Origin of the sequence: Chengkuizengella axinellae (assembly GCF_030730905.1) — a bacterium.
In the GTDB taxonomy this organism is placed as follows: domain Bacteria; phylum Bacillota; class Bacilli; order Paenibacillales; family KCTC-33759; genus Chengkuizengella; species Chengkuizengella axinellae.
The window spans coordinates 46,354-70,525 of record NZ_JAVAMP010000014.1 but is presented as its reverse complement, the minus strand read 5'-3'; the positions used below and the strand labels follow the sequence as shown (position 1 = coordinate 70,525).

The 24,172-nt window shown below is 33.7% G+C and carries 20 protein-coding genes; 12 read left to right on the top strand and 8 right to left on the bottom strand.

Annotated features, from left to right (window positions below; translation table 11 throughout):
• Nucleotides 1-62 precede the first annotated feature (62 nt).
• On the top strand, nucleotides 63-1,826 hold the full coding sequence (locus tag Q5Y73_RS20225) for an ABC transporter ATP-binding protein (protein ID WP_305993729.1): 1,764 nt from the start codon (nucleotides 63-65) through the stop codon (nucleotides 1,824-1,826).
• Nucleotides 1,827-1,842: 16 nt separating this feature from the next.
• On the opposite strand, the gene Q5Y73_RS20220 is transcribed toward Q5Y73_RS20225, so the two are convergent.
• The 3 genes from Q5Y73_RS20220 to Q5Y73_RS20210 all read right to left on the bottom strand — a co-directional run bounded on the left by Q5Y73_RS20220 (nucleotide 1,843) and on the right by Q5Y73_RS20210 (nucleotide 2,593).
• Complete coding sequence (locus Q5Y73_RS20220) at nucleotides 1,843-2,025, bottom strand: hypothetical protein (RefSeq protein ID WP_305993728.1); 183 nt, start codon at nucleotides 2,023-2,025, stop codon at nucleotides 1,843-1,845.
• A gap of 95 nt (nucleotides 2,026-2,120) precedes the next feature.
• Nucleotides 2,121-2,312 (bottom strand): hypothetical protein, encoded by a 192-nt coding sequence (locus tag Q5Y73_RS20215; RefSeq protein ID WP_305993727.1) that lies wholly within the window; start codon nucleotides 2,310-2,312, stop codon nucleotides 2,121-2,123.
• A gap of 38 nt (nucleotides 2,313-2,350) precedes the next feature.
• The gene (locus Q5Y73_RS20210; RefSeq protein WP_305993726.1) at nucleotides 2,351-2,593 is read right to left on the bottom strand and encodes a hypothetical protein; all 243 of its coding nucleotides are present in this window, start codon (nucleotides 2,591-2,593) and stop codon (nucleotides 2,351-2,353) included.
• Nucleotides 2,594-2,889: 296 nt separating this feature from the next.
• On the opposite strand from Q5Y73_RS20210, the gene Q5Y73_RS20205 reads away from it, so the two are divergent.
• Nucleotides 2,890-4,275, top strand: a complete 1,386-nt coding sequence (locus tag Q5Y73_RS20205) for a DEAD/DEAH box helicase (RefSeq protein WP_305993725.1) — start codon at nucleotides 2,890-2,892, stop codon at nucleotides 4,273-4,275.
• Nucleotides 4,276-4,430: 155 nt separating this feature from the next.
• Here Q5Y73_RS20205 and cotI read toward each other — a convergent pair whose 3' ends face one another.
• From cotI to Q5Y73_RS20185, 4 genes are read right to left on the bottom strand one after another with little or no spacing between them, the layout of a single operon-like run.
• Nucleotides 4,431-5,516 (bottom strand): spore coat kinase CotI, encoded by a 1,086-nt coding sequence (gene cotI / locus Q5Y73_RS20200; RefSeq protein WP_305993773.1) that lies wholly within the window; start codon nucleotides 5,514-5,516, stop codon nucleotides 4,431-4,433.
• A gap of 56 nt (nucleotides 5,517-5,572) precedes the next feature.
• Nucleotides 5,573-6,319 (bottom strand): HipA family kinase, encoded by a 747-nt coding sequence (locus Q5Y73_RS20195; RefSeq protein WP_305993724.1) that lies wholly within the window; start codon nucleotides 6,317-6,319, stop codon nucleotides 5,573-5,575.
• Between the two features lie 14 nt (nucleotides 6,320-6,333).
• Entirely contained in the window at nucleotides 6,334-7,422 is a 1,089-nt protein-coding gene (locus Q5Y73_RS20190) for a glycosyltransferase family 4 protein (protein WP_305993723.1), read from the bottom strand.
• Nucleotides 7,423-7,427: 5 nt separating this feature from the next.
• Nucleotides 7,428-8,237, bottom strand: coding sequence for a UTP--glucose-1-phosphate uridylyltransferase (locus Q5Y73_RS20185; RefSeq protein WP_305993722.1), 810 nt, complete (start codon nucleotides 8,235-8,237; stop codon nucleotides 7,428-7,430).
• Nucleotides 8,238-8,413: 176 nt separating this feature from the next.
• Here Q5Y73_RS20185 and Q5Y73_RS20180 point away from each other — a divergent pair, with 176 nt between their 5' ends.
• From Q5Y73_RS20180 to Q5Y73_RS20165, 4 genes are all read left to right on the top strand, one after another.
• The gene (locus tag Q5Y73_RS20180) at nucleotides 8,414-9,553 is read left to right on the top strand and encodes a glycosyltransferase family 4 protein (protein WP_305993721.1); all 1,140 of its coding nucleotides are present in this window, start codon (nucleotides 8,414-8,416) and stop codon (nucleotides 9,551-9,553) included.
• 25 nt (nucleotides 9,554-9,578) lie between these two features.
• Complete coding sequence (locus tag Q5Y73_RS20175; RefSeq protein WP_305993720.1) at nucleotides 9,579-10,646, top strand: CotS family spore coat protein; 1,068 nt, start codon at nucleotides 9,579-9,581, stop codon at nucleotides 10,644-10,646.
• A complete protein-coding gene (locus tag Q5Y73_RS20170) occupies nucleotides 10,627-11,511 on the top strand; it encodes a hypothetical protein (RefSeq protein WP_305993719.1) in 885 nt (294 codons plus the stop codon). Before Q5Y73_RS20175 ends, Q5Y73_RS20170 begins: the two co-directional genes overlap by 20 nt.
• A 98-nt stretch (nucleotides 11,512-11,609) precedes the next feature.
• Nucleotides 11,610-11,849 (top strand): hypothetical protein, encoded by a 240-nt coding sequence (locus tag Q5Y73_RS20165; protein ID WP_305993718.1) that lies wholly within the window; start codon nucleotides 11,610-11,612, stop codon nucleotides 11,847-11,849.
• A gap of 75 nt (nucleotides 11,850-11,924) precedes the next feature.
• Here Q5Y73_RS20165 and Q5Y73_RS20160 read toward each other — a convergent pair whose 3' ends face one another.
• Nucleotides 11,925-13,202 carry a UDP-glucose dehydrogenase family protein gene (locus Q5Y73_RS20160; RefSeq protein WP_305993717.1) on the bottom strand — a complete coding sequence of 426 codons (1,278 nt, stop codon included), beginning with the start codon at nucleotides 13,200-13,202 and terminating at the stop codon, nucleotides 11,925-11,927.
• Between the two features lie 244 nt (nucleotides 13,203-13,446).
• On the opposite strand from Q5Y73_RS20160, the gene Q5Y73_RS20155 reads away from it, so the two are divergent.
• The 6 genes from Q5Y73_RS20155 to Q5Y73_RS20130 all read left to right on the top strand — a co-directional run bounded on the left by Q5Y73_RS20155 (nucleotide 13,447) and on the right by Q5Y73_RS20130 (nucleotide 24,022).
• Nucleotides 13,447-14,781, top strand: a complete 1,335-nt coding sequence (locus Q5Y73_RS20155; RefSeq protein ID WP_305993716.1) for an alpha/beta fold hydrolase — start codon at nucleotides 13,447-13,449, stop codon at nucleotides 14,779-14,781.
• An 18-nt stretch (nucleotides 14,782-14,799) separates the two neighbouring features.
• Nucleotides 14,800-15,387, top strand: a complete 588-nt coding sequence (locus Q5Y73_RS20150; RefSeq protein ID WP_305993715.1) for a hypothetical protein — start codon at nucleotides 14,800-14,802, stop codon at nucleotides 15,385-15,387.
• A gap of 361 nt (nucleotides 15,388-15,748) precedes the next feature.
• Complete coding sequence (locus tag Q5Y73_RS20145; protein WP_305993714.1) at nucleotides 15,749-17,605, top strand: M56 family metallopeptidase; 1,857 nt, start codon at nucleotides 15,749-15,751, stop codon at nucleotides 17,603-17,605.
• A 9-nt stretch (nucleotides 17,606-17,614) separates the two neighbouring features.
• Nucleotides 17,615-18,001 carry a BlaI/MecI/CopY family transcriptional regulator gene (locus Q5Y73_RS20140; RefSeq protein WP_305993713.1) on the top strand — a complete coding sequence of 129 codons (387 nt, stop codon included), beginning with the start codon at nucleotides 17,615-17,617 and terminating at the stop codon, nucleotides 17,999-18,001.
• Nucleotides 18,002-18,176: 175 nt separating this feature from the next.
• A complete protein-coding gene (locus Q5Y73_RS20135) occupies nucleotides 18,177-21,503 on the top strand; it encodes a M56 family metallopeptidase (protein WP_305993712.1) in 3,327 nt (1,108 codons plus the stop codon).
• A 101-nt stretch (nucleotides 21,504-21,604) separates the two neighbouring features.
• On the top strand, nucleotides 21,605-24,022 hold the full coding sequence (locus tag Q5Y73_RS20130; protein ID WP_305993711.1) for a M56 family metallopeptidase: 2,418 nt from the start codon (nucleotides 21,605-21,607) through the stop codon (nucleotides 24,020-24,022).
• Nucleotides 24,023-24,172: the final 150 nt, after the last annotated feature.

Sequence of the window (24,172 nt, the reverse complement as noted above, 5' to 3'; positions counted from 1 at the left end):
ATATACAGTAGGTTTTGATGCAACATTCCCCACTCAAACCATTTTTAAAGGAGTGATATATCATGGAACCGAAACAAAAAGTTTCCAGAAGGCTTTTTCAATACGCTCTTCATTATAAATTTAGAATTTTAGCTGCACTCCTCATACTTTGTGGTGCTGTAGGAGCTGAGCTAGGAGGACCATTAATTCTACAGATCATCATTGATGATCATCTTACTAAAGATGTCATCGAAATGGCTCCTATCTTTAGTTTGATTGGTCTATACATTGTTCTTTTGTTAATAGCAAGTATTTTGAATTTTGTACAGGGATATGCATTGCAAACAACTGCTTTACGTATTATTAAGAATATGCGGATGGATTTAATGAAACATATTCAGCGCATCCCTATCCGATATTTTGATAATACACCAATTGGTCAAGTTGTATCTCGAATAGCGAATGACACTGAGGCTATACGTGATTTATTTATGAGTTTTATGGCTACCTTTGTTGTAAGCTCAGTACAGTTGATTGGGATTTATGTGTTTCTGTTCATATTAGATGCTAGGTTGGCACTTCTTTGTCTTCTTCTACTACCTATTTTTGTGTTGATTATGTATGTACATCTTAAATATGCAAAAGTATATATTACGATTATGCGTGCTCGTTTAAGTGATATGAATGCAATGATTAATGAATCTATTAATGTGATGCCTATCATTCAAGCATTTCGTCGTGAAAAGTTGACGGTTGAAGAATTTGAAAATTTAAATCAGGATCGTTACGAAAACCAGATGAAACAAATTCGGGTGTTTGCACTTTCATCTCGTAATGCAGTTGGAACGATTGGCAGATTAGTAACAGCGATGGTTATTTGGTACTTTGGAAGCCAGTCCCTTGAGGGCGCGATACAGTTCGGAGTATTTTACGTTTTTATTGACTACTTAGGTCGGATTTTCCAACCGATTATAGGGATATTTGATCAGCTTACAAATGCTCAGAGAGCATTTGTTTCAGCAGGAAGAGTATTTACGATACTCGACATGGATGGAACGGAAGTTTCTAATGCAGAGCAAGAACCTCGTCCAAAGGGGAAAGTCCGATTTCATGATGTGACTTTTGCTTATAAATCAGGTGAAAATGTATTGAAAAATATTTCATTTGAAGCCGAAAAAGGAGAAACAATCGCGCTTGTAGGACATACTGGTTCGGGAAAAAGTTCAATTATGAATCTCTTATTGGGATTTTATGAGTCTAATGAAGGTAAGATCACAATAGACAATGTAGATGTGACTACCTTATCTAAACAAGCTTTGAGAAAACATATGGGAATTGTATTGCAAGATCCATTTCTCTTTGCGGGGGATATTAAATTTAATGTTAGTTTATATAATAAAAAAATAGATATGAATAAAGTGAAAGAAGCGCTTCAAAAAGTAGGGGCATCGACCTTTGTTGAAAAGCTTCCAAATGGATATGATGAACCCGTTGTTGAGCGAGGCAGTACATTGTCTGCGGGACAAAGACAATTAATTTCATTTGCAAGAGCGTTGGCATTTGATCCTGCGATTTTAATACTAGACGAAGCAACAGCAAGTATAGACAGTGAAACTGAAGGTTTGATTCAAGAAGCGCTTAAGGTAGTAAGTGAAGGCAGAACAACATTTGTAATTGCACATAGGCTGTCTACAATTAGGGATGCAGATCAAATTCTCGTACTTCATAGAGGTGAAATTGTAGAACGGGGTAAACATAATGAGTTGATGGAATTGCAAGGCAGATATCACAAAATGTATCAGTTACAGAAAGGAAAAAAGGCTGAGCAAACAGCTTCTACTTCTTAGTCAGAGCAATAAGATTTTAGTAAGTACCAGAATCTCCATTGTCTGAAGGTGAATTTGAGTGGTTGTTCAGCATACTGCCTACATAGGGTTCTACCTGTGATGCAGTATCAATAGATGTCTGTTTCCTATTTCGTCTGTCAACATAGATAGCAATGCCTGAAACAATCACAATGGGGATGATAAAAATGAGCCAAAACATATCATTCTCTCCTTTCTGTATACATAACTTGAAATCATTCTGATTATATAGCACTCATAGCAGTGCTTTTTTTGAGTTTACATGAAGAAGAATCATTATGAACTAGAATCATTATGATCTGAATTATGGTTTGAACCTTTATGTGACCATTCACTTTGGTTGGCACCAGGATTAAATATTTCTGGGGAAGAGTCATCTTGAATTTTGGGTTGGTTATTTTTTTTATCAATATAAATGGCTATGCCTAACACAATAATGATCGGAATGAGGAAAATAAGGAATAACATATGAATCTCTCCAATTAAAATTTTATTAGAATACGATTTCAATATGAGCCTGTGTCACTGCCACTTGATTCACGACATGAATGGTCATGAACATCATGATTAGCATTCTGACCAGAATTACCGCCAGAATTACCTCCAGAATTGCCGCTTCTATCAGGCGGATAGAATAAGTGAGATTGACCATGAGGAATATTTGTTGTCTGATTTTTATTCTTTTTATCAATATAAATGGCAATGCCCAACAAAATAACAAAAGGAATCAGAAAAATAAGCCATATCATTTTATAACCTCCTCTTTTTTATTTCTTAATCCTATTATATGGTAATTTAGAAGAAAAGTTTCTTTAAATGATTGAATGGATCTCCTTTGGATTGTAGATTATTATTTATTACGAAGATTTTAAATATAGGTTTCACAAATAAAACCTTTGCGGGACTAGTATTATATGATAAAGTGTATATGTTCAGATATAAATATTGATGATGATAGCACCCATTGCGGTGCTTTTTTAACTGGATAAAATACCTTGAATGAGAAAAGGATATTTAATATATATAAAAAAAGAAGGTAACGAATATGCAAAACTTTTTACAACTCGGAATAAGAGATGAAATTAACAACCTCCTAAAAGAAAATGGAATCTTTACACCTACACCGATACAACAACAAGCGATTCCTCATTTATTAGAGGGAAAAGATGTTATTGGCAAGGCTCAAACTGGAACAGGGAAAACCTTAGCTTTTGTCCTACCGATTTTAGAAAAAATAAATCCTGATAAACCAGAAATTCAAGCAATCATTGTTACACCAACACGTGAGCTAGCTCTTCAAGTAACGGCGGAAGTAAAAAAACTTGTTGCAAAGATAGATAAACTTAACGTTCTAGCTGTTTATGGTGGACAGGATGTGGAAAAACAGCTGCACAAATTAAAGGGAAATAATCAAATTATCGTGGGGACTCCAGGTCGTATCATAGATCATTTAGGTCGTGGAACGATCAAGTTAAACCAGGTTTCTATGCTTGTTCTAGATGAAGCAGATCAAATGCTGCATATCGGTTTCTTATCTGAAGTAGAAGAAATTATTCAGCGTACTCCTTCCACTAGACAGACAATGTTGTTCTCAGCAACGATGCCGCAGCAAGTACGATCATTGGCCAATCGCTATATGCGTAAACCAGAGGATATTCGTGTCAAAGATACGGAAATCACAGTAAAGGATATCAAACAAATCGTCATTGAAACGACAGATCGAGCTAAGGAAGAGGCTTTAATAAGCACGATTGAAAAATTCCGTCCGTTTTTAGCGATCATTTTTTGTCGAACTAAGCGCAGAGCAAGTAAATTAAATGAGGCTTTGCAAGAAAGAGGGTTGATTTCAGACGAACTTCATGGAGATTTATCTCAAGCCAAAAGAGAACAGGTGATGAGACGTTTCCGCGAAATGAAAATACAATTTTTAATCGCTACTGATGTTGCTGCTCGCGGATTAGATGTCGAAGGAGTTACACATGTTTTCAACTATGATATCCCGCAAGACGTAGAAAGCTATGTTCACCGTATAGGAAGAACAGGGCGGGCTGGTGAAAAAGGATTAGCCATTACGTTTGTTGCACAAAAAGATAGAATGGCTTTAAATCAAATCGAGAAAGGCATTAACTTATCCATTAAAAAAGAAAAGGTTGAAGGGCATTCTACAGTTCAGAGATCTAATCAATCTAAAAGAACGAATTCAAAGAAAAGTAGTGCTGGTAAATTCGGAAATAAAAATAATAAATCAAATGGAAATAAAGAGCAAAAAGGGAAAAAGGGAGAAACTAGAAAAGGTGAAAGCAGAAGAGGAGCAGGTAGAAATTCAACAAAATCCTCTGGCAAAAAAAATGATACTAAAACAAGTAATCGTATGAACAATAAAAATAATAAGAGATCAAATGGGAAGCAAAAAAGAAATTCATATAGATGATTCATATCACAATTACCTTTAGTGTAGAAATCAGGTTGCCAGATGAGTGTAGGCTCTAAGGCAACCCTTTTTTTGTACTTTAAGAATTTACATCTGTACTGACAACGACTCCCTTGTCTTTGTCTTGAGATTGCTCGCCAATCTGAGAGTTATGTTTAAACCTGTTGTATCAACTTGTTTAATTCTCTCGATTTGATTCTTTCATATTCGAGACCACCTAGTAGCTCATCTACTAATAGCGGTGATTTCCTTACATATCTCTCTCGAATGATATCATACAGCTCATAAGGGAAAAGCATATCGATAAACATGATTTGTTTTTGTTCTGAGGTAAGGGGTGCGACGGATTCGTATGCTTCAATCATGATATTAAATTGTTCATCATTCCAAATGCCTGTTGTATCAAGTAAAGGAATGACAATTTTTCTCAAATCTCGAATGGGTAAATCATAAGAAACGGTATCTAGATCAATGACCCAAATCTGTTGTTCAGGGTCTAAGAGTGTATTCCCTGTTCCATAATCTTGATGGCATAAATTTGGTGTTGCTTCTATTTGTTGAACCCATTCCATATATCCACTCTCTAATAATCTATTTAAAGTATCCATTCCTTCTTTTATAAAAGGATCAATTTCTTGGATATAGGTTTGTGAAAATGGATCATCTGGAAATTGCTTGGCAACTAGTTTCCAGGTCTCCATTTGCTGACATCTTTTTATATAATGATTAGGCCATCGGCCTAGTTTTTTAAATACAGGAACACCAGCAGGAGGTAAATAACCAACAGTAGCCAAATGAAAATCAGCTAGACCTTTCATAAGAAATTGAAGATCTTCGGTCACCGTTAATTCAAAGGGTCTTCCTTCGATCCACTCATAAACAACAAATAAAAAAGGACCATGTTTTGTATAAAGCTCATTTTGCTGATTTGGGATAATACCTGGCACTCTAGTTCCTTTTTTGGCTAAATAATCTTGTGCATGGATAGAAAACAATGCTTTTTTCTCGGGACGATGGATTCTTTTTAAACAAACTGGACCAGTTTCTGTATGGACTTTCCATACGATGGCCATTTGGCCTCCTTGAATCACTTCAATGTTAGTTACATTCATATTCCAATTGTTCATTATTGTTTCTGCTAAATGTATTAACTTTTGCTCTTCTTCAGGTGATAAAACATATTCACCGCTCTCCTCAACCTTTTCATCTTTTATAGGGTCTTCATTCAAATTTTTCACCATCCTTTGATTTTTTACAGCGAGTAACATTACACCACTTCTTGTGGTGAACATCGGCATCAGTAAATCCTGTACTGAATAAATTGATTTATAATATTTGGGACAATTTCATAACGTCTATGATTGAGTGCTTTAACTACAGCCTCTTTTTCTTTTGTTGAAATGTTCCATTCTTCAGGTATGAGTGATAATATTTCTTCAAGTAATAAAGTGGGGATTGTTTGAATGAGTTCAATTTGTTTTGCAAACTCTTTTTCATTTGTAATTAAGCTTGCCATCGTTTTATGAGTATTGTTATTTAAGACGTTTTCGGGAAGTTTTGTTAAATCTTCAGCTGTCCAAGATAATGAGGCAAATATCTCTGAGTGATCCATCATCCAATATTTATAAATACCTGGAGTTATTTCTTGAAGCCATACATTATGATTTGTTCGATTGGTATTGCATAACCAGTAATCAAACACGATGGTTTTTGCAAAATCCCCTTGATTAGAAATGGAATAAGTTTTTTCTTCATCGATAGAAATGCAATTTTCCAGAAAAAAGACGGCTAACTGTTTAGCATTTTGTTGAGTGTAGGAATTGAGATTGGGAATATCATGTAAGAAAGATGTTGGCATTTCAACAATTTCAGCTTTTGGAATTGGAAGCTCCATATACCGCCCAATACAATACGCAATCCACTGATTAACTAATGTTTTTTCTTCCGTTGCATGCAAGAAATTCACAGCATAGTCAGACTGATTATCGAAAAAGACAAGATGCACGTGGTTTGATTTGCTTTGTAAAGGCATTTTATAATACATCGGGAGCATCTTGATCAACTCTCTTTCATGAATTTTTGCAACATCCGTACGTATTTATCTGCACATTGTGAAATCGAAAATATCTCAACGACTCTTTGAATGGCAGCGTTAGATAGTGATTCATATAAAACAGGATTATCTAGTACTTTATAAATGGATTTTGCGGCTTCTTCAATATCGCCTTCACGAAATAAATATCCTGTTTCCTCATGAATGACAATCTCTGGGATGGAAGATACATTCGGTGCAACAACAGGAACACCACAAGCCATGGCTTCAATAAATGTGTTTCCAAATGATTCTCCTTTAGTTGTGGCAATTGTACATCCACCGGATTGTTTGATTTTTGCATAAAGGTGTGGCATCTGTTGGTATGGAATGATAGGGAACCATTTTATGATTTTATTAAGTTCATTATTTTTCCACTTATTTTCAAACTTAGTGCGATCTTTACTTTGATCCCCTCCAATCACCCAAAATTCAACATCATTTCTTTCTTCGTACATAAGCTTGGCGATTTTCATAAGTTGTTTCCAATTTTTTCTTTGATCTAATCTTCCGATATAAGCAACAACTTTTTTGTTGTTAGGTAAATAAGGTTCAGCAGAGATATCGATTTGTTCTCGAGGCAGTTGTTTGAAAAATGAAGTGTCTACCCCGTTATAAATGACTTCTGTCGGAGAATTGTGGGCAACAAGAATAGATAGAACTCTTTTTTGATGCTCAGAAGGGACTATGAATTTTATTGGATTCACCGTTTCAAAACCTTCTAAATTACGTTTTAATTTAATAATTTCCGGGGTTCTTGCCTCAATTAATATTGGACCCGTATAATTTGCTTGTGATAACCATTTGTAAGCTTGATTGGTGTCCACCACAATAACAGCATCATAATGATGATGTTTCAGCATATGATGAATTTCATTCTCATCTTTGGTTACATACACAGGGGCAATATCCTTCATCATATGCAATCCCCCGAGATCCTTACAATATAAAAACTCAGTATTTATTCCATGTTCTTTAAAATAAATAGCTCGATTCCGCCATCCCGCATTGACTCCTCCAACTGTTAACAATCGCCATATGACTAATAATTTCAAGTTAGTCACTCCTCGATATCATTTAAATATGTGATCGCCTTTAAGTATTCTTCTTTTCTACCAATATCGAAACGCTTTGCAGTGATCAGTTTTCCAAAGCAAGTTTCTGTTTTCCTCAGTTCATTGATAGCGTCGGTTAATTGGATTTCTCCGTCTACACCTGAGCTGATCTCTTCTAAATATGAAAAAATCTGTGGCGTAAAAATATACCTTCCTATCACGGCTAAATTTGAGGGTGGATGATGGGTTGGCTTCTCTACAATATGAGCCACCTTGAATAATTCATGCTCTACTTTTATTGGTTTCACTACTCCATAGTTTGAAAGTTGATCCTTTTTCACCTCATATAGACCAAGTACACTTTTTTTATAATTTTTATAAACTTCGATTAATTGCTTTAGGGCAGGTTTCATTTGATTCAAAATAATTTCGTCTGGCAATAACACAGCAAAAGCTTCATTATGAATAAATTTTTTCCCTAATCGAATTGCATCGCCAAGACCACTGGCGAAAGGCTGTCTAATGTATTGAATATGAACATCTGGTACTTTGATTTTGTCTAATAAATGCTCCTTTTGTTTCTGCTTAAGTACAGTTTCTAATTCAATAGAGCGGTCAAAATAATCAAAAATCAAATTTTTTGAACGTGAAACAATGATTAGAATTTCTTCTATACCAGATTGAATAGCTTCCTCTACAATGTAATCAATTGCAGGTCTATTCCCGATTGGAAATAATTCCTTAGGCACCACTTTTGAAATTGGCAAACTACGTGTACCATAACCAGCTGCAGGTATAATTGCTTTTTTTATCACATTTACATAGCTCCTCTTATTTTTTAATCAGTATATTCCTCCAAAATTAAGTGGGAAAGTTGTCTAAGAACCTATTTTTTCTAAAAACAAATGAGATTAGGAACACCCTACATTTACTTCTCGTATCATACAAATAAGAAACATTAAACTTCAATACGATGAAATGGAGGCTGAAAATGAAAATTGCTTTAATCTCTACTGAAAAATTACCGGTACCAGCTATACGTGGTGGAGCTATTCAAATTTATTTAAACTCGGTTGCTTCCATTATTGCCAAAAAACATGATGTGACAGTGATTTCCATTCAAGATCCAGAGTTGCAAGAGGAAGAGTTGAGAAATGATGTTAAGTATGTTCGTTTTCCTGAAATTCATTATGTTGAAATGATTAAAACATATATTGGGGAGCAAAAGTTTGATGTCATTCATTTATGTAATCGTCCAAATTGGATACAACCGTTCTCTGAGGCAGTGCCACAAACGAAATTTGTACTCAGTGTCCATAATGAAATGTTCTCTTATGAGAAAATGACGGATGCAGAAGGACAACAATGTGTTCAAAAGGTGTCAAAAATTGTAACCGTAAGTGATTTTATCGGAAGTACAATTACGAATCGATTTCCAGAAGCAAAAAATATAACAAGAACAGTGTATTCAGGTGTAGACTTGCATCAATTTCAACCATCTTGGTCTGTAGTAGGGAAAAAGACGAGAAGCATGGTTCGAAATGAACTTGATTTAAATGGAAAAAAAGTGGTTTTATTCGTCGGAAGACTTAGTAAAGTAAAAGGTCCTCATCTTCTCCTTCAAGCCATACCAAAGATCATTGAAAAACATCCTGATCTCATGATGGTTTTTATAGGTTCCAAATGGTTTGGTGATGACAACCTAAATAATTATGTAAGACATTTGTATACACTAGGTGCCATTTTTGAAAAACATGTGACGTTTATTAAATTTGTCAAACCCCAAAATATCCCTCAATTATTTACAATGTCTGACTTGTTTGTTTGTTCATCACAATGGCAAGAACCGCTTGCACGTGTTCATTATGAGGCAATGGCAGCAGGACTGCCACTTATTACAAGCAATCGCGGTGGAAATCCAGAAGTCATTGAAGAAGGAAAAAATGGATATGTCATTCATGATTTTGAGAATCCAGAGGCTTATGCAAAAACGATTAATTTATTGTTAGACGATTCGGGCAAGAGGACCAGTCTGGGTAAATATGGTCGGAAAAAAGTTGAGAATGACTTTAGCTGGAATCGAGTCGCTGAAAATTTGTTATCAGTATATGAGGAAGTGAATACACAGTGAAGGTGAAAAAGGAAGGTGAAGATGATTGGATCAGGAAAATAATCAAGAAAACCATCTGAAACGTGTCCTGCAGTTATATCCATTTGATGTAGGTGAAGTGCATTTACTGGAAAGTCGGAGTGGTAGAACAACATGGGAGGTAAGTACTGATCAAGGAATTAAAATCTTAAAACAAGCACATATGAAACCTAGACGAATGTTGTTTATTGCTGGTGCACACAATGATTTAGTGCAAAAAGGGATACCCATTACTCCAATTCATAAAACGAAAAATGGTGCTATTTGCATCGGTGCAGAAGATCACGCTTATGTTTTATATGATCACATTAAAGGCAATGAAATGATTTATTACAATAAAGAGCAAATGAAGAAGGTTTTTGATTTTGCAGGTAAGTTTCATCATGCTTCAAAAGGATATGTTCCTGCTGCAGAGAGTAAAACGCGCAGTAGGCTGAATAAATGGCATAAGCTCTTTCGATGGAAGCTTCAGGAGCTAGAAGGTCATAAAATGTTAGCACAAACGTATCCTGATGAACCTTTTTCAGTCCTATTTTTAGAATATGCAGATAAAATGCTTGAACGAGGCAGAAATGCATTGAAAGAGCTGGATGAAGGACCATACGAACAATGGATCAAACAATCTATCGAGGATAAAAGCTATTGTCAGCAGGATTTTACACTAGCACGATTTACGGAAGTCAACAGCGAGCCTTTTATGAAGGAGTTGCATTCAATCACTTATGATTTACCTTCAAGAGACTTGCGCATTCTTCTGAATAAAATGATGAAAAAGTTGTCTGTATGGGATACCGATTTTGTGATTGAGTTGCTTCGTTCTTACGATCATAGTTATCCACTAACTAGAGATCAATACAGTGTACTTTGGACGGATCTGAAATTTCCTCATTTATTTTGTGCGATTGTACACAAGTATTTTTTAAGTCAGAAACGTTCGTGGGGTGATGAAAAATATATTTGGGCTCTGCAAAATATAATTGCTGTTGAGGATTCCAAGGAACAATTTTTAAATGAATTATCAGAGATAACTGAAGCTATAAAAGAAGGTGAACGAGGTGAGAAGGCTGAACAATAAAAAAAAATTAGAAACTATCATTCCGAAGCTTGAGTTAGAAAAGTTTAAGTTTTCTCCACCAGGTCCTATGGGATGGAGTTTCGCCGAATATGAGAAAATGCTTGAAAGTCATGAAAAAATTGTACTGAATGAATCTGCGGTGGAAGAAAATTTAGCAAATCTAGAAGGTAAACAATTAAAGGAATATCCAAGTGATGGACTTGTGGCTGAAAAAGAAAACGAAATAGAAATGGATACAAACTTGGAAAGTGATATGGAGGCACACCAGGAAACTCCTCAGGAAGCTTCTCAGGAAGCTCCTAAAGAGCCTATAGATATTGTGGATGAAAAAGATGAGACGTTAATTTATGAAAATGAATTTGAAAGCTCTGAAGAAACGAGTGGGAAGGAGACAAATGAAAAGAAAATGTATACAGCTAGAGGAACAAAGGCTAATTTATTAAAACTATTACAGGGAGAGGAGTTTGACGATAATCAATTTAAAGAAAAACAAATAAAAGACAAGGAAGAGACAAAGCAATCTAATAAAAAAGAGAAAGATATTTCTGATAAACAATCTGATAAAGAAGCAGAGCAACAAAAAAGGAAAGAAAAAGCAAAGGATCAAACTGAAAAAGAGGCTAAAAAAGAATCTAAGAAAGAATCTAAGAAAGAATCTAAGAAAGAATCTAAAAAGGAATCCACAAAAGAAACTAAAAAAGAAGCTGAAAAACAGGAAGACAAACGAACTGAATCAAAAAAGAAAAACACAAACAAAGTTATTGTGCCTAATGATTTTTCCTCTCCACCATGGTTATTACAAGCGATAGATAAAAAAACTAAAAAGAAACAAAAGAAAAAGAAAAAGAAGAAAAAGAACTCATAAGAACGGATTATAAAGAAAATCATAAAGAATTTGTCAATTATTCATGTATAGGTGCATATCATGTAGCGTAATCACCTTAGGATGAGGAGGCGTTTAGGTTGGGTAATGTAAGTAAGGTAAAGGTAGATATGGATTTTGTTGATGGATTTGAAATTTCTCATAAAAAAAGTGCTGAGGAAGTGTTAAAAGGAGTGTTAAAACAAATTAGCAATGCATCATTTGAAGAATTAGAAATCGAATTAGAATTTGATGATGGCAGCACACATGAATATTTAATTGGTGATGATGTAGACGATAGTGATGAAGAAGATGAAGATGACGATGATGACACGGAATAGTATGAAATAGAATTAAATGAAAAGATCTGACTGAGAATGGATGAGTCAGATCTTTTATTTATTATTCAGAGTCCATTATCTACCTACACCTACATATCTGAGTCCGTGTTTTTCGATGGTGATCTTATTTAGTAAATTACGTGCATCTAAAATGAGGTTCCCTCTCATGTTCTTTTTAATTTTCTTCCAATCTAAATGTAAAAACTCATTCCAATCCGTAGTGATGATAACACAGTCAGCTTCCTTTATCGCATCCATAACATGATGGTGTTGAATTACATTTTTCTGTTCGTATATGGCTTTGGGATCATACGAATGCACGTTAGCACCTTGCTCTACTAGTTTGTTTATAAGTTTAATAGCTGGGGATGATCTTGTATCATCTGTATTTGGTTTAAAGGAAAGTCCTAACACGGTACAATTTTTGTTAGACAGATTTGGAATGTGTGATGTTAATTTATCCATGTAAATATCTACTTGAGTTTGATTTACTTCTTCTGTTGCCATCAGTAGTTTTGGGACCAAATCATGTTTTTGTGCAGTATGAATGAGTGACTTAAGATCCTTTGGAAAACAAGAACCTCCATATCCGATACCAGCCTTCAAAAAATGGGAACCGATTCTTGGATCTGTTCCAATTGCTTCAGCAATGTCCATAATATCAACATTAAACGTATCACAAATTCTTGCCATCTCATTCATGAAAGAAATTTTAGTGGCTAAAAAGGAATTGGAAGCATACTTTATCATTTCAGCCCCTTTTAAACTTGTTACAATGAAAGGCGCATCTATGCCATAATATAGTTGTTTCATTGTGAATAAAGACTCTTTATCATTTTCTTCCAAACCTACGACGATTTTATCTGGATGAAGCATATCAAATACAGCTGAGCCCTCTCGTAAAAACTCTGGGTTAGAGACAACATTGAATCGTTCACGTTTCACCTCTAGATCAAGTAACATTTGTACAAGTTTGTCATTTGTTCCAATAGGGACCGTACTTTTAGTAATAATCGTTTTATGAGAGTAAATAAGACTAGCTATCGTTTGTATAACTTCATTAACATACTGTAAGTCGGCTTCTCCATCTGGAAGAGGAGGTGTGCCAACTGCAATGAGTATAACCTCAGCTTTTTCAATTGCTTTTTCAATATTTGTAGAAAAAGACATGTTTCTATTAAAACTAACAAGCAATTTTTCCAATCCTGGTTCAAATATTGTAACAGAACCTTCTTGCAGTTTTTTTATTTTATCAGCATCTTTATCTACACAGTTTACTTTATGACCAAGTCTTGCAAAAATGACAGAAGAGGTTAAGCCAACATATCCTGCCCCTATAACACAAATTTCCATTAATAACACTCCTTCGTGTTAGAGATGATATATAGTTTATATCGCTCCTTTTGTTTTTGTGACAATGGAATGTAAAGGGATTTGAAAATGGTATAATGTTATACATCAAAAGCTTGCTAAAGATTTAATATTGGAGGTGTCGACATAGCTGCCATTATGCTATGAAACTATGAGATTATTAGAAATGATTTTATTATTGCTAGTCATATTGATGGTATTGTCTAGGGGATTTCGGTGGAATAAGATGAATAGGTATTTACCAGGTTTAGCTTTCTTGACATTCATGCTTCAGGCTGTAATAGAAGGTATGAGATGGCAATTGATACCTATATATACTCTAGTCGTTTTATTTTTAATGTTTAGTATTCCTTTCCTGCAACGTATTACTTTTAAAAAAATAAGGCTTAAGAAAATGGGTTATATAGTCATGATTTCGTTTATTGTCATATCCTTACTATTTACATACGCATTTCCAGTCTATAAAATGCCTGTACCAAAAGGGAAATATGAGGTTGGAACTGTTTCATTTGATCTTATAGATGTAAACAGAAACGCGATTTACAGTGATGATCTGTCCAATAACAGAAAAGTAAAAATGCAGGTATGGTATCCTGCAGAGGATGTTAAAGGTTACGAACAAGTACCATGGTTGGGGGAAAATCCAAAAGCGGTAGCAGAAGGGATATCCTCTATGATGGGATTTCCTAAATTTATTTTAAGTCACACTGCCTTGGTCATGTCTAATTCCTATGAGGATGCCCCTATCATTGAAGGTAAAGATAGCTTGCCAGTTGTAATCATATCTCATGGGTGGACTGGATTTAGCAATGTTCATGCTGATGTGGCTGAACTGCTTGCAAGTCATGGATATATTGCGATATCCATTGATCATACATATGGTTCAGCGGTAACAGTATTTAACGATGGTGAGGTTGCTTATGTGAATGAGAACGCATTGCCTGAAAGAGAAATCACACCTAACTATTTAGAGTATGCTAATAAGTTAGTAAGGACTTTTGCAGGAGATATCTTATTGACATTAAATACGTTAGAGGATTTAAATGAAGTCGATTCAAAATTTGAAAATAAATTAGATCTTTCTAACATTGGGTTAATAGGGCATTCTACAGGTGGTGGTGCTTCTGTTTATACAGCACTTAATGATGATCGAGTAAAAGCTGTTTTAGGTATGGATGCGTGGGTAGAGCCGATTCAAAAGAATAATTTAGAAGCAGGACTTCAAGTTCCTTCTTTATTTCTAAGGAGCTACGAATGGGAAGAAGGACGAAACAATGAAAATTTATTTATATTGTTAGATGAAAATAGAACGCCAACAGAATTGTTTCAAATCAATGGAACGGGTCATCAAGATTTTTCAATGATATACATGTACTCTCCACTTAGCAAGTACTTTCAAATTACAGGGGAATTGGACGGAAGAGAGGGTGCTGCGATGCAGCATGATTTTATTTTGAACTTTTTTGATTTGTATCTAAAAGGCAATGCTGATAAATCCGTTGATGAGGTGTCTAAACAATATGAAGCAGTGGAAAAAATATATAGCAAAACAAAGAATTAAGCGAAGAGGTGTTTAGGAATGAGCAATGAAATGAATAATGAAAGATTAATCATATTGCGTCGACATCAGTTTATATTGCAAAACATCACAATGCTTATCATTTTGATCATTATTCTAGTTTTATCTATGTTGGACATTACGATGAAGCAATTTTATATTGGGACTACTATTTTATTCCTTATTCAGTTCATTTTATATTTAGTGTATGGTAAAACCGATGTAGTAGTACATACGAAGAAAATGAAAGAGCTACATGAATATGAGGAAAGTAAGCTTGGTAAGGAAGCAAAGAAACAAAGAAAATTCGTGATTGGAACTAATTTATTTGCCATTGTTTGTTTTGTTTTTATTGCTATCATTACTCCTTCTGAAAAGATTTTCTTTAATGAATTAACTTTTTCATCTGCACCTCAGTTTGGCATTTTTTTCTTCTTAATATTTTGGATGATTCTTATAAATATCATTACTTTTTTTAGGAACAAAGCATTTGATCGCAGCAAAAATTTAGAAGGATTTACGATGAAAATGTTTTTGTCTTCGCTGTTTCTATCGTTGATTTTGTTTGGTGTTGTTGTAGTTTGTTCTATATTGTTTATCATATATTGAATTTAATTTACATGTTTACATGTACTATTTTGAATAATTTTCTAGATTTGATCAAAATAGAGGAAATGAGGGTCTTATATCGATGTTTTTCTATAGATAATAGGGAAACATAAGAATAAGTCCAAAATATTCCTCTTTTTTGTGTTTTCTTATAACATCGATGAAATAAGGAAAAAAAATTCTCTTATTTATTTCTGATTTTGACAGTAGTGAAAGTACAGTTTCTATGTATTTTTTTTATTTCCTACTATTGACAACTTTGGACTACATGTGTAGTATTGTATTTACGGACTACACGTGTAGGAAGTGTTATCAAAGTTAGTTCACTAAGGGCAGCCTGAGGAAGGGGAGTGAATAATGTTTGAATCTAACATACATATTTAATCATATTTTGTATTTATCATTTATGGGAAGCGTTGTTATTGGAATTATTCTGTTCACGAAATTTATTTTTAAAGATAAGTTGAATGCTCGATGGCATTATTATATATGGTTGATTTTGATCATTAGACTCATCATTCCGTACACGCCAGAGAGTTCACTAAGCATTTATAACATATTACCACAACAGCAACAACAGAGTGAACCAGTTAAGAATAACATTGTTAATACGAAAGTAGAAAATGAAAGTCCATTGATTACAAACAGTGATGAGATTTATGAATATCAAATGGCATTGAACAACATAAATATGAATAGGTCTATCCACGAGGAATTTTCTTATTATGAAAAGTTGGGATTTATTTGGATTATTGGAATGATCATCATGCTGCTAACGATTTTATATTCAAATGTAAGGTTTCAAAAAAAACTTAGTTTACAACAAATGTGTGAAGATCATGATACTTTACTTCTTTTAGAATGGTGCAAGAAAACATTAAATATAAAAACAAATGTAGCAATTATTTATGATGACACAATAAAAACACCATCCATTGTAGGTATGCTTCGCCCGAAACTTTTAATACCAAAAAAGATGGTCAATCAGTTGTCTAAGTATGAAATGAAGTATGTACTTTTACATGAACTTACTCATTTAAAAAGAAAGGACATCTTCATTAACTGGATTACTATAATAGTTCAAGCCAATTATTGGTTTAATCCATTGGTATGGTATGCATTTTATAAAATGCGTGCGGATTGTGAAGTTGCTTGCGATGCCTATGTATTGTCTCATCTTAAGAAATCTGAACATGTTGAATATGGAAAAACAATTATTAATGTGTTGGCAGCAATATCTAGACCAAATTTCATTCCAGTTGCGGTTGGGATGTCTAATCATAAATCAAATTTAAAAAGAAGAATATGGAGAATAAAAATGTTTAAAAGAACATCATGGAAATGGTCAATCATGGCAGTAGTCCTAGCAGTAGGAATTGGAGTAGTTGGATTGACGAATGCTTTAGGAGAATCAGATCTTGATTCAGATCAAGATGATCCAATCGATATGCAAAATACTGCGGGCAGTGATGATATTGAATTAGATATACTTACCATTGAAGGTAAAAAAGTAATCAGAACTGAAGGTTCAAGGAGTGAGAGTGGATATATCGACTACATTTTTATAAAATTCACAAAAGATATTGATCCGAGTTCTTTATTAAAAGAATTTTTTACAGTTGAAGGTTATCAAATTGAGGATATTCATTTTAGACAAGAAATTAATGAAGAGAGGGAGAAACAATTATTGGCTGGGGATGGAGCCTATTCAAGAAGCGAGATTAGGGAAGAGGATTATGAAGATGTCAGAACTGACGTGATTATATGGATAACAAATGATAGTGAAATTCCAAATGGGAATGAAACTCCGAAGGTTACGATAGCTAAACAAGCGCTCAAAGATATGGACGGAAATCCTTTTGTCGGAATACAAGATATGATTCCTTACGATAATATTGGTCCATTTGCTACTTACATAAATAACGCTAGTTTTACAGAAGGAGGTTCAACTGAAAGTCACATTGAAGGTAGACTTATGTTTGATGTTAGACGTGAGTTTGATGTGGATCACTATGAAGTCACGGTCTATGATGAAGAGTATAATATGGTAGAAAAATCTACTGCGAAAGTGTATGCAAATGGGAGTGAGAATTACTCCATTGATATTGAATTCCCCAATAGAACAAGCCCATTTAATATTTACATTACTCCATTTGATGAGAGTGGAAATAGAGGGACTGGTACAGGGTTAAACATTAATTTGAATCAAACTGAATAAATAAAGGAGATGTTTACGATTAAAGAAATTCCAAAAATTTCAGAGGCAGAGTGGTCAATTATGAAAGTGTTGTGGGAAAAGTCTCCTTTAACATCAACTGAGATTATTCAAGCGTTAAAGGAAGTTACAAGTTGGAGTCCAAAAACAATTCACACCTTAATTAGCAGATTAGTAAAAAAAGAAGCTATTGGTGAAAAGAAAGAATCCAGATTAAAATCATTCTTTCCGCTTGTTACGGAGGAAGAGTGTAAAAGTACAGAGACGAAGTCATTTTTAAAAAAGGTTTATTCTGGATCGCTTCAAATGTTTATTGCCAATTTTGTTAAAGATGAGAAATTATCACAAAATGAGATAGAGGAACTGAAAGACATATTAGATGGAAAAAAAGATTCTTAATAGGGTTGTAAATAGAGTACTCTTTTGATAGTCATCCAGAAAGTTTATATTGACATCAAAGAAAGACTTTCTGGGATCTAAGTAACTTGAACAAGCACAAACTTTTCGATAATGGAAATAGGACTTATGAGCACTTACTTATAGGAAATGTGTTTAAAGAAAGGAGAGGGAGCTATTGGATCTAACCTATTTATCTAAATATATATTGTATCTATCTTTTATGGGTAGTGTTGTCATAGGAATCATCTTACTTACAAAAGTGATATTCAAAGATAGACTGAACGCACGTTGGCACTACTACATATGGTTTCTAGTGATATTAAGATTGATGATTCCATATACACCAGAGAGTTCATTGAGTATATTTAACTTTTTACCGCAAATCTCACAACAGGATGAAGTGATAGAAAGTTTACGAGAATCACAGGGTTCCGAAATTGAATATGAATTTAAAGTTGTTAATGATAATCAGATTGTTTATGACGATTCATTTGATGATAGTACATATACTAGCAATACCCTACCAAAGGTCAATTCTATGATACGAACTGAAGTAGATAATACAGCAGATTCTAGCATCCATGAATCTATTATTTTTGAAAGCAAAAGTGATTTTTCAGTAAACAATGAAAACTCAATAAGTGAAGAAGTGAATAATGCTTCTAGAGAAATTAAGACTCCTATCATCAGTAGCAATATATCTTCAGAAAATATAAATGGTATACGAAAGATTGATCCAGTGCTTCAATATGCTGTTCCAGGTACTTTATCAAAGAATGATACATCTATGAATTTTAAATATGATGTTTTTAGCCTTATTTGGCTCTTTGGTGCATTATCTGTCTTGTCCACGGTTTTGTTTGTAAATATAAAATTTCACTGGAAGCTAAGAAAGCAGCGTAAATGTGATGATCTAATCTTAAATGAGCTGTTAGCTAAATGTAAACAGCAATTAAATATAAAGACTAATATTCAGATTGTATATGATGAGAACTTAAAAACGCCATCAATTATAGGCGTTATGAAACCAAAAATAGTACTGCCAAAAAGGATCAATGATCAATTATCTCATGATGAGCTGAAATATGTACTTTTACATGAGTTGACTCACTTAAAAAGAAAAGACATTCTCATCAACTGGATTACTATATTGATTCAGGCGATTTACTGGTTTAATCCTTTAGTTTGGTATGCATTTTATAAAATGCGTGAGGATTGTGAAGTAGCTTGTGATGCGTCCGTGTTATCTTATTTAGAAAAATCTGAACATATTGAATATGGGAAAACGATTTTAAGTGTGTTAACAAATCTCTCAAGACCCAATTTCATTCCTGTTGCAGTAGGGATGGCTAACAACAAATCAAATATAAAAAGAAGAATATGGAGAATAAAAATGTTTAAACAAACGTCTTGGAAGTGGTCCATTATTGCTGTCGTTTTAGCAGTAGGTATTGGCTCAGTAGGTTTAACGAGTGCACTAGGTGATTCCAATAATGATGATACTTTAGATATTGTAACTTTAGAAAATGGACAAAAAGTGATTGAAACAAGAGATAAAAATGAGAACGGTAGAATAGACCATATTTTCATCCAATTCACAAAAGAAATAGATCCTAACTCACTTTCTGTTAACAACTTTACAGTAGAGGGATTTCAGGTGGAAGATGTACATTTAGAGAAGGTATTAAAGGAAGAGAAAATTCAGCAATTAGTGGCTGAAGCATCCGAGAAGTATGATATGTCTTCTGAGATTTTAGAACCAATGTTAAGAGATCAGGAGAAAGGGAAGTATCAAACTAAGTTTTTTAAAGAAGAGAAATTTACCGATGCAGATTATGAAGCAATAAATACAAACGTAATTGTAGAAGTCATGGAACTCGAGGATAGAGATGGAGCTGAGACACCTAAGATTTCAATTAATAAAGATACTTTGAAAGATAAGGATGGAAATTTGTTTACAGGACTAAATAATGAGATATCTAATGATAGAGTTGCGCCAACAGTTGGAATTCGTTATGAATCTTTATTTTTTGAAGATGAAAATCCTGATCCGTATATTGTTGAAGGTACATTAACATTCGAGTTTCATAATCAGTACGTATTTTATGATATAAGTCATTATGAAATCCTATTAGAAAATCAAGATAATCGAGCAGAAGAGGCCATTAGTACAGTAATTCCAGATGGTAGTACAAAATATGCTGTGAATATTAAAATAACTGAGAAAGAATTGATCGAAAATAGTTTGTTTATCACAGATCAGTCAGAATTTTTAAGATTCCGTTTGCGTGCTATTGATGTTGGTGGAAATATCAGCTATCCAAATTTTAACTCTGAAGAAATTGTAGATTTTACAAACGACTTAGAATTAACTAATTTTGCAGCACACGATGTTTTATTAGCAGATGAACCAGAAATTGCTTATCTATCCTTTAACTTTAGTAAACAGATAGATCTAAGTTCTTTATCAAAGGATTCCTTTTCAGTAGAAGGGTATGATGTAGAGGATGTATTCTACAATTACCTTATAGATGAAGATAAGGTTGAAAAAAATATTGCAATAGTACGTGTTAAACAAAAGTCAGAAAATAGCTCCAAAAAACCTAATGTTTCAATTTCTAAAAGTGCTATCAAAGATTTATATGGCAACTTATTTGAAGGCATGAGTAATGTCCAGGTTGAGAAAATAATAAAAAGTGACAGCTACAACGCAATCTTAGATAGTCAGGATATTACAACAAGAGATCAGGATCTCAATGGAAAGATAGAACACATTATTATTAGATTTGCCAAAAGAATAGATCCTAGCACATTGTCTAAAGAGTATTTCACTGTGGAGGGATACAATGTTGAAGATGTGTATTATAGACATGAATACTTTAATGAAGACTTGCCGCAGAATGAATTAGTTTGGGTTCGAGTCACTGAGCAAGGACATCCAGATGGATTATATTCACCTAAAGTTTCCATTACAGGAGACAAACTTAAGTACGAAGATGGCAAATATTTTGAAGGGATAAAGGGTATGCAAGCTACTGCTTTTGTTGGGCCTAGGTTTAAAGATAGTAAATTATCTTTTACCGATACTAATTTCCAAAAAGGTTTCATCGAAGGAACACTTACATTTGACGCATCTCCTGATGAACATTTTATTGATTATTATTTAGTCAGCTTTGATGGTGAAGAACAAACTTCAAAATTATGGATAGATAAGGATAAGTTAGCAAAATTCTGGGCGGTAGATGTAATGAAAGATAACGAGGTGACTACCCCTAATAAATATGTAGACGCGTTTGCTGAGCATTATGTTGAATCTTTATTTCAATTGAATACTGGATTAAGCATGGAAATCTTGCCTGATGAAAGTAAAACTTATTCTATTGATTTTAAGCTTTCTGGTTTCGAGGAACAGGACTTCTATTCCTTCGAAGTAACTCCTGTGTCTGGAAAGGTTTATGGGCCTACTCGTACGATTGAAATACAAGATTACTTAGGTGGGTAGAGGATGTGATAGAAGTGGGGGATATCCTCCACTTCATAAAAAAATCAATTGATTAATGCACTAACATCACGATGGGTTTGATAAGAATGGGGAAGGTGCTTTTGTTTGAAACCATGTTTGAAACGATTTTACGATTATCTATAATGTCGAGTGTACTAATAGGCATTATCTTACTTACAAAAGCAATATTCAAAGACAGTCTGAACGCTCATTGGCATTATTACATATGGTTTCTAGTAATATTAAGATTGATTGTTCCATATACACCAGAAAGTTCAGTGAGTATTTTTAACTTTTTACCGCAAATCTCTCAACAGATTGAAGAAATAGAAGGTATACAACAATCACATGATGCTTCTCCAATAAATGAGGATGCAATGATTGCTAAGAACCTGACCAATGTTAGTCTACCAACGGAAGAGAAAAGTGTGGAAATTATAGGGGAAGAAAATGTTATAGCTTTTGAAACAGGAGAGCAGAAGGATGTATCCTTTAAGCTAAATTATGAATCTATAATTATAATTTGGATTATTGGTGTAATCATCATTCTTTTAGTTATTGCTACAGTAAATATAAGATTTCATTGGAAGTTAAAGAAACAGCCAAAATGTAAAGAAGATGCTCTATTAAATATATTAGAAGAGTGCAAAGCTAAACTAAAGATCACATCCAATGTATCTATCATTTATGATGATACGATTAAAACTCCTTCAATTGTGGGAATGGTTTTTCCTAAATTATTAATGCCAAAACAGATGGTTAATGAATTATCTAGGGATGAAATAAAATATGTGATTTTACATGAACTTACGCATTTAAAAAGAAAAGATGTCTTTATAAATGGGGTAGCTATTTTGCTGCAAGCGATTCACTGGTTTAATCCTTTGGTGTGGTATGCATTCCAAAAAATGCGCACAGATTGCGAAATTGCATGTGATGCAAAAGTACTATCCTATTTAGAGAAAAATGAACATTTAAAATATGGACAAACGATTATTAATGTTTTGTCAAAGCTATCAAAAACGAACCTGATTCCTATTACTGTAGGAATGGCAAGTAACAACATCACAAATATAAAAAGAAGAATATGGAGGATAAAAATGTTTAAAAAAACGTCCAAGAAGTGGTCAGCTATTGCAGTTCTATTAGCTGTTGCCATTGGAATAGTAGGATTAACAAATTCCATTGATACTCCGGTTAGTGCGAATGAGAATAAACTTGAATTTGAAAGTTTAGATCAGATGATATTTAGTTCAGATCAATGGCTTTCCAATAAAGTAAGTATTTCTAGTGAAAAAAACATTGAGGATTCATTTGAGATTGTAACGATGGAGAATGGTTTAAAAAGAATTGAAACCAGAGATGAAAATGAGAATGGTAAAATAGATGCTATTTTTATAAAATTCACACAAGATATTGATCCGTCTACTTTATTAGAGAGTTACTTTACAGTGGAGGGATATCAGATTAAGGATGTAAGATTTGAACAAAAGTTAGATGGGGAATTGCTTGAACAATTAATAGATAGAGCAAACGAAACAGGAACAGAAGTGACGGTTGCTGAAGAATATTTTGAAAATGTGAAAACGAATGTGATCATTAACGTAGTGGAACTTACAGAGTTTGATGGAGCTGAAATGCCTGTGATTTCAATTGCAGAAAAAGTGATTCAAGATATGGATGGTCATGTGTTTGCAGGAATGAACAAGACACCTGCAACTGTAGACAACGTCTTCCCATATACTAAACTGAAAAATGCAAGCTTCAAAGATCAAAATTTAAATTCAGGTTATATCTCAGGAACTCTAACGTTTGAAACGGATGGTATTGAGTATGACACTGCATTTTATGATGTTTTCTTATGTGAAAATGAATGTAATGGAAAATACGAAGTAAGATTAGATAGAATATGGGCAAGTGGAAATACTACGTATTCAGTAGAAATTGAAGAGTTTCAAATTTTAAAAGATAACATTCTTCCATTAAAGATTGCAATCCTACCTGTCGATGCATCGGGCAATTCTAATAGTTTAGCTAGTGTTGAGGTACAATTTCATGATTATAGCTCCATTATTAGTGACTCTATCCATTCTGAATCTGACAATCAAGGTATTCATGAGAAAACAGCAGTTAATGGAGAAACGATATCAGAAGAAGAAATACTGGATAAATATCCAATCATTGAAAATAAGATATATCATGTTTATGTAAAAGAAGAATTTTTTACTAAGGGAGTAGTTGAGGATAAACCATACATTGAAAGAAGTGGTTATACGATTAACGGTATAGAAGGTTATGCTTATCCTAGTTCATTGGTTATTGCTGTTCCAAAGGAAATAACTAATTTAAAGCAGGCAAGAGAATATTTAGTAGAAATGAATTCAGATCAATTACAACTACCTGACTCAAGCATTATTCACGACAGTTTAATAAAACAGTGGGAGTTAGAACAATATGATGCTGTTTATGAATACTGGGAAGAATCACCGAAAGGTTTATCTGTAGAAGACATTAAATGATAACAGCAATTAGAAAGAATGGCAAGCAGAGAAGGTATCTAAGTTTAAAAGGATATCTTCTCTTTTGGTATTGAAATAATGCCTAGACCTAAGTCTAGGAAATAAATTAGCCTTAGGTCTATTTAGCGTTCCGTATAAACATCCTATAGT

What these genes read in the sequence shown, in the direction of transcription:
- Q5Y73_RS20225 (WP_305993729.1), top strand. Translation starts at nt 63, where the DNA reads ATGGAACCGAAACAAAAAGTTTCCAGAAGGCTTTTTCAATACGCTCTT.
- Q5Y73_RS20155 (WP_305993716.1), top strand. Translation starts at nt 13,447, where the DNA reads ATGAATAGGTATTTACCAGGTTTAGCTTTCTTGACATTCATGCTTCAG.
- cotI (WP_305993773.1), bottom strand. Translation starts at nt 5,516, where the DNA reads ATGGTGAAAAATTTGAATGAAGACCCTATAAAAGATGAAAAGGTTGAG.
- Q5Y73_RS20180 (WP_305993721.1), top strand. Translation starts at nt 8,414, where the DNA reads ATGAAAATTGCTTTAATCTCTACTGAAAAATTACCGGTACCAGCTATA.
- Q5Y73_RS20215 (WP_305993727.1), bottom strand. Translation starts at nt 2,312, where the DNA reads ATGTTATTCCTTATTTTCCTCATTCCGATCATTATTGTGTTAGGCATA.
- Q5Y73_RS20205 (WP_305993725.1), top strand. Translation starts at nt 2,890, where the DNA reads ATGCAAAACTTTTTACAACTCGGAATAAGAGATGAAATTAACAACCTC.
- Q5Y73_RS20210 (WP_305993726.1), bottom strand. Translation starts at nt 2,593, where the DNA reads ATGATATGGCTTATTTTTCTGATTCCTTTTGTTATTTTGTTGGGCATT.
- Q5Y73_RS20160 (WP_305993717.1), bottom strand. Translation starts at nt 13,202, where the DNA reads ATGGAAATTTGTGTTATAGGGGCAGGATATGTTGGCTTAACCTCTTCT.
- Q5Y73_RS20140 (WP_305993713.1), top strand. Translation starts at nt 17,615, where the DNA reads ATGTTTACGATTAAAGAAATTCCAAAAATTTCAGAGGCAGAGTGGTCA.
- Q5Y73_RS20220 (WP_305993728.1), bottom strand. Translation starts at nt 2,025, where the DNA reads ATGTTTTGGCTCATTTTTATCATCCCCATTGTGATTGTTTCAGGCATT.
- Q5Y73_RS20150 (WP_305993715.1), top strand. Translation starts at nt 14,800, where the DNA reads ATGAGCAATGAAATGAATAATGAAAGATTAATCATATTGCGTCGACAT.
- Q5Y73_RS20195 (WP_305993724.1), bottom strand. Translation starts at nt 6,319, where the DNA reads ATGTATTATAAAATGCCTTTACAAAGCAAATCAAACCACGTGCATCTT.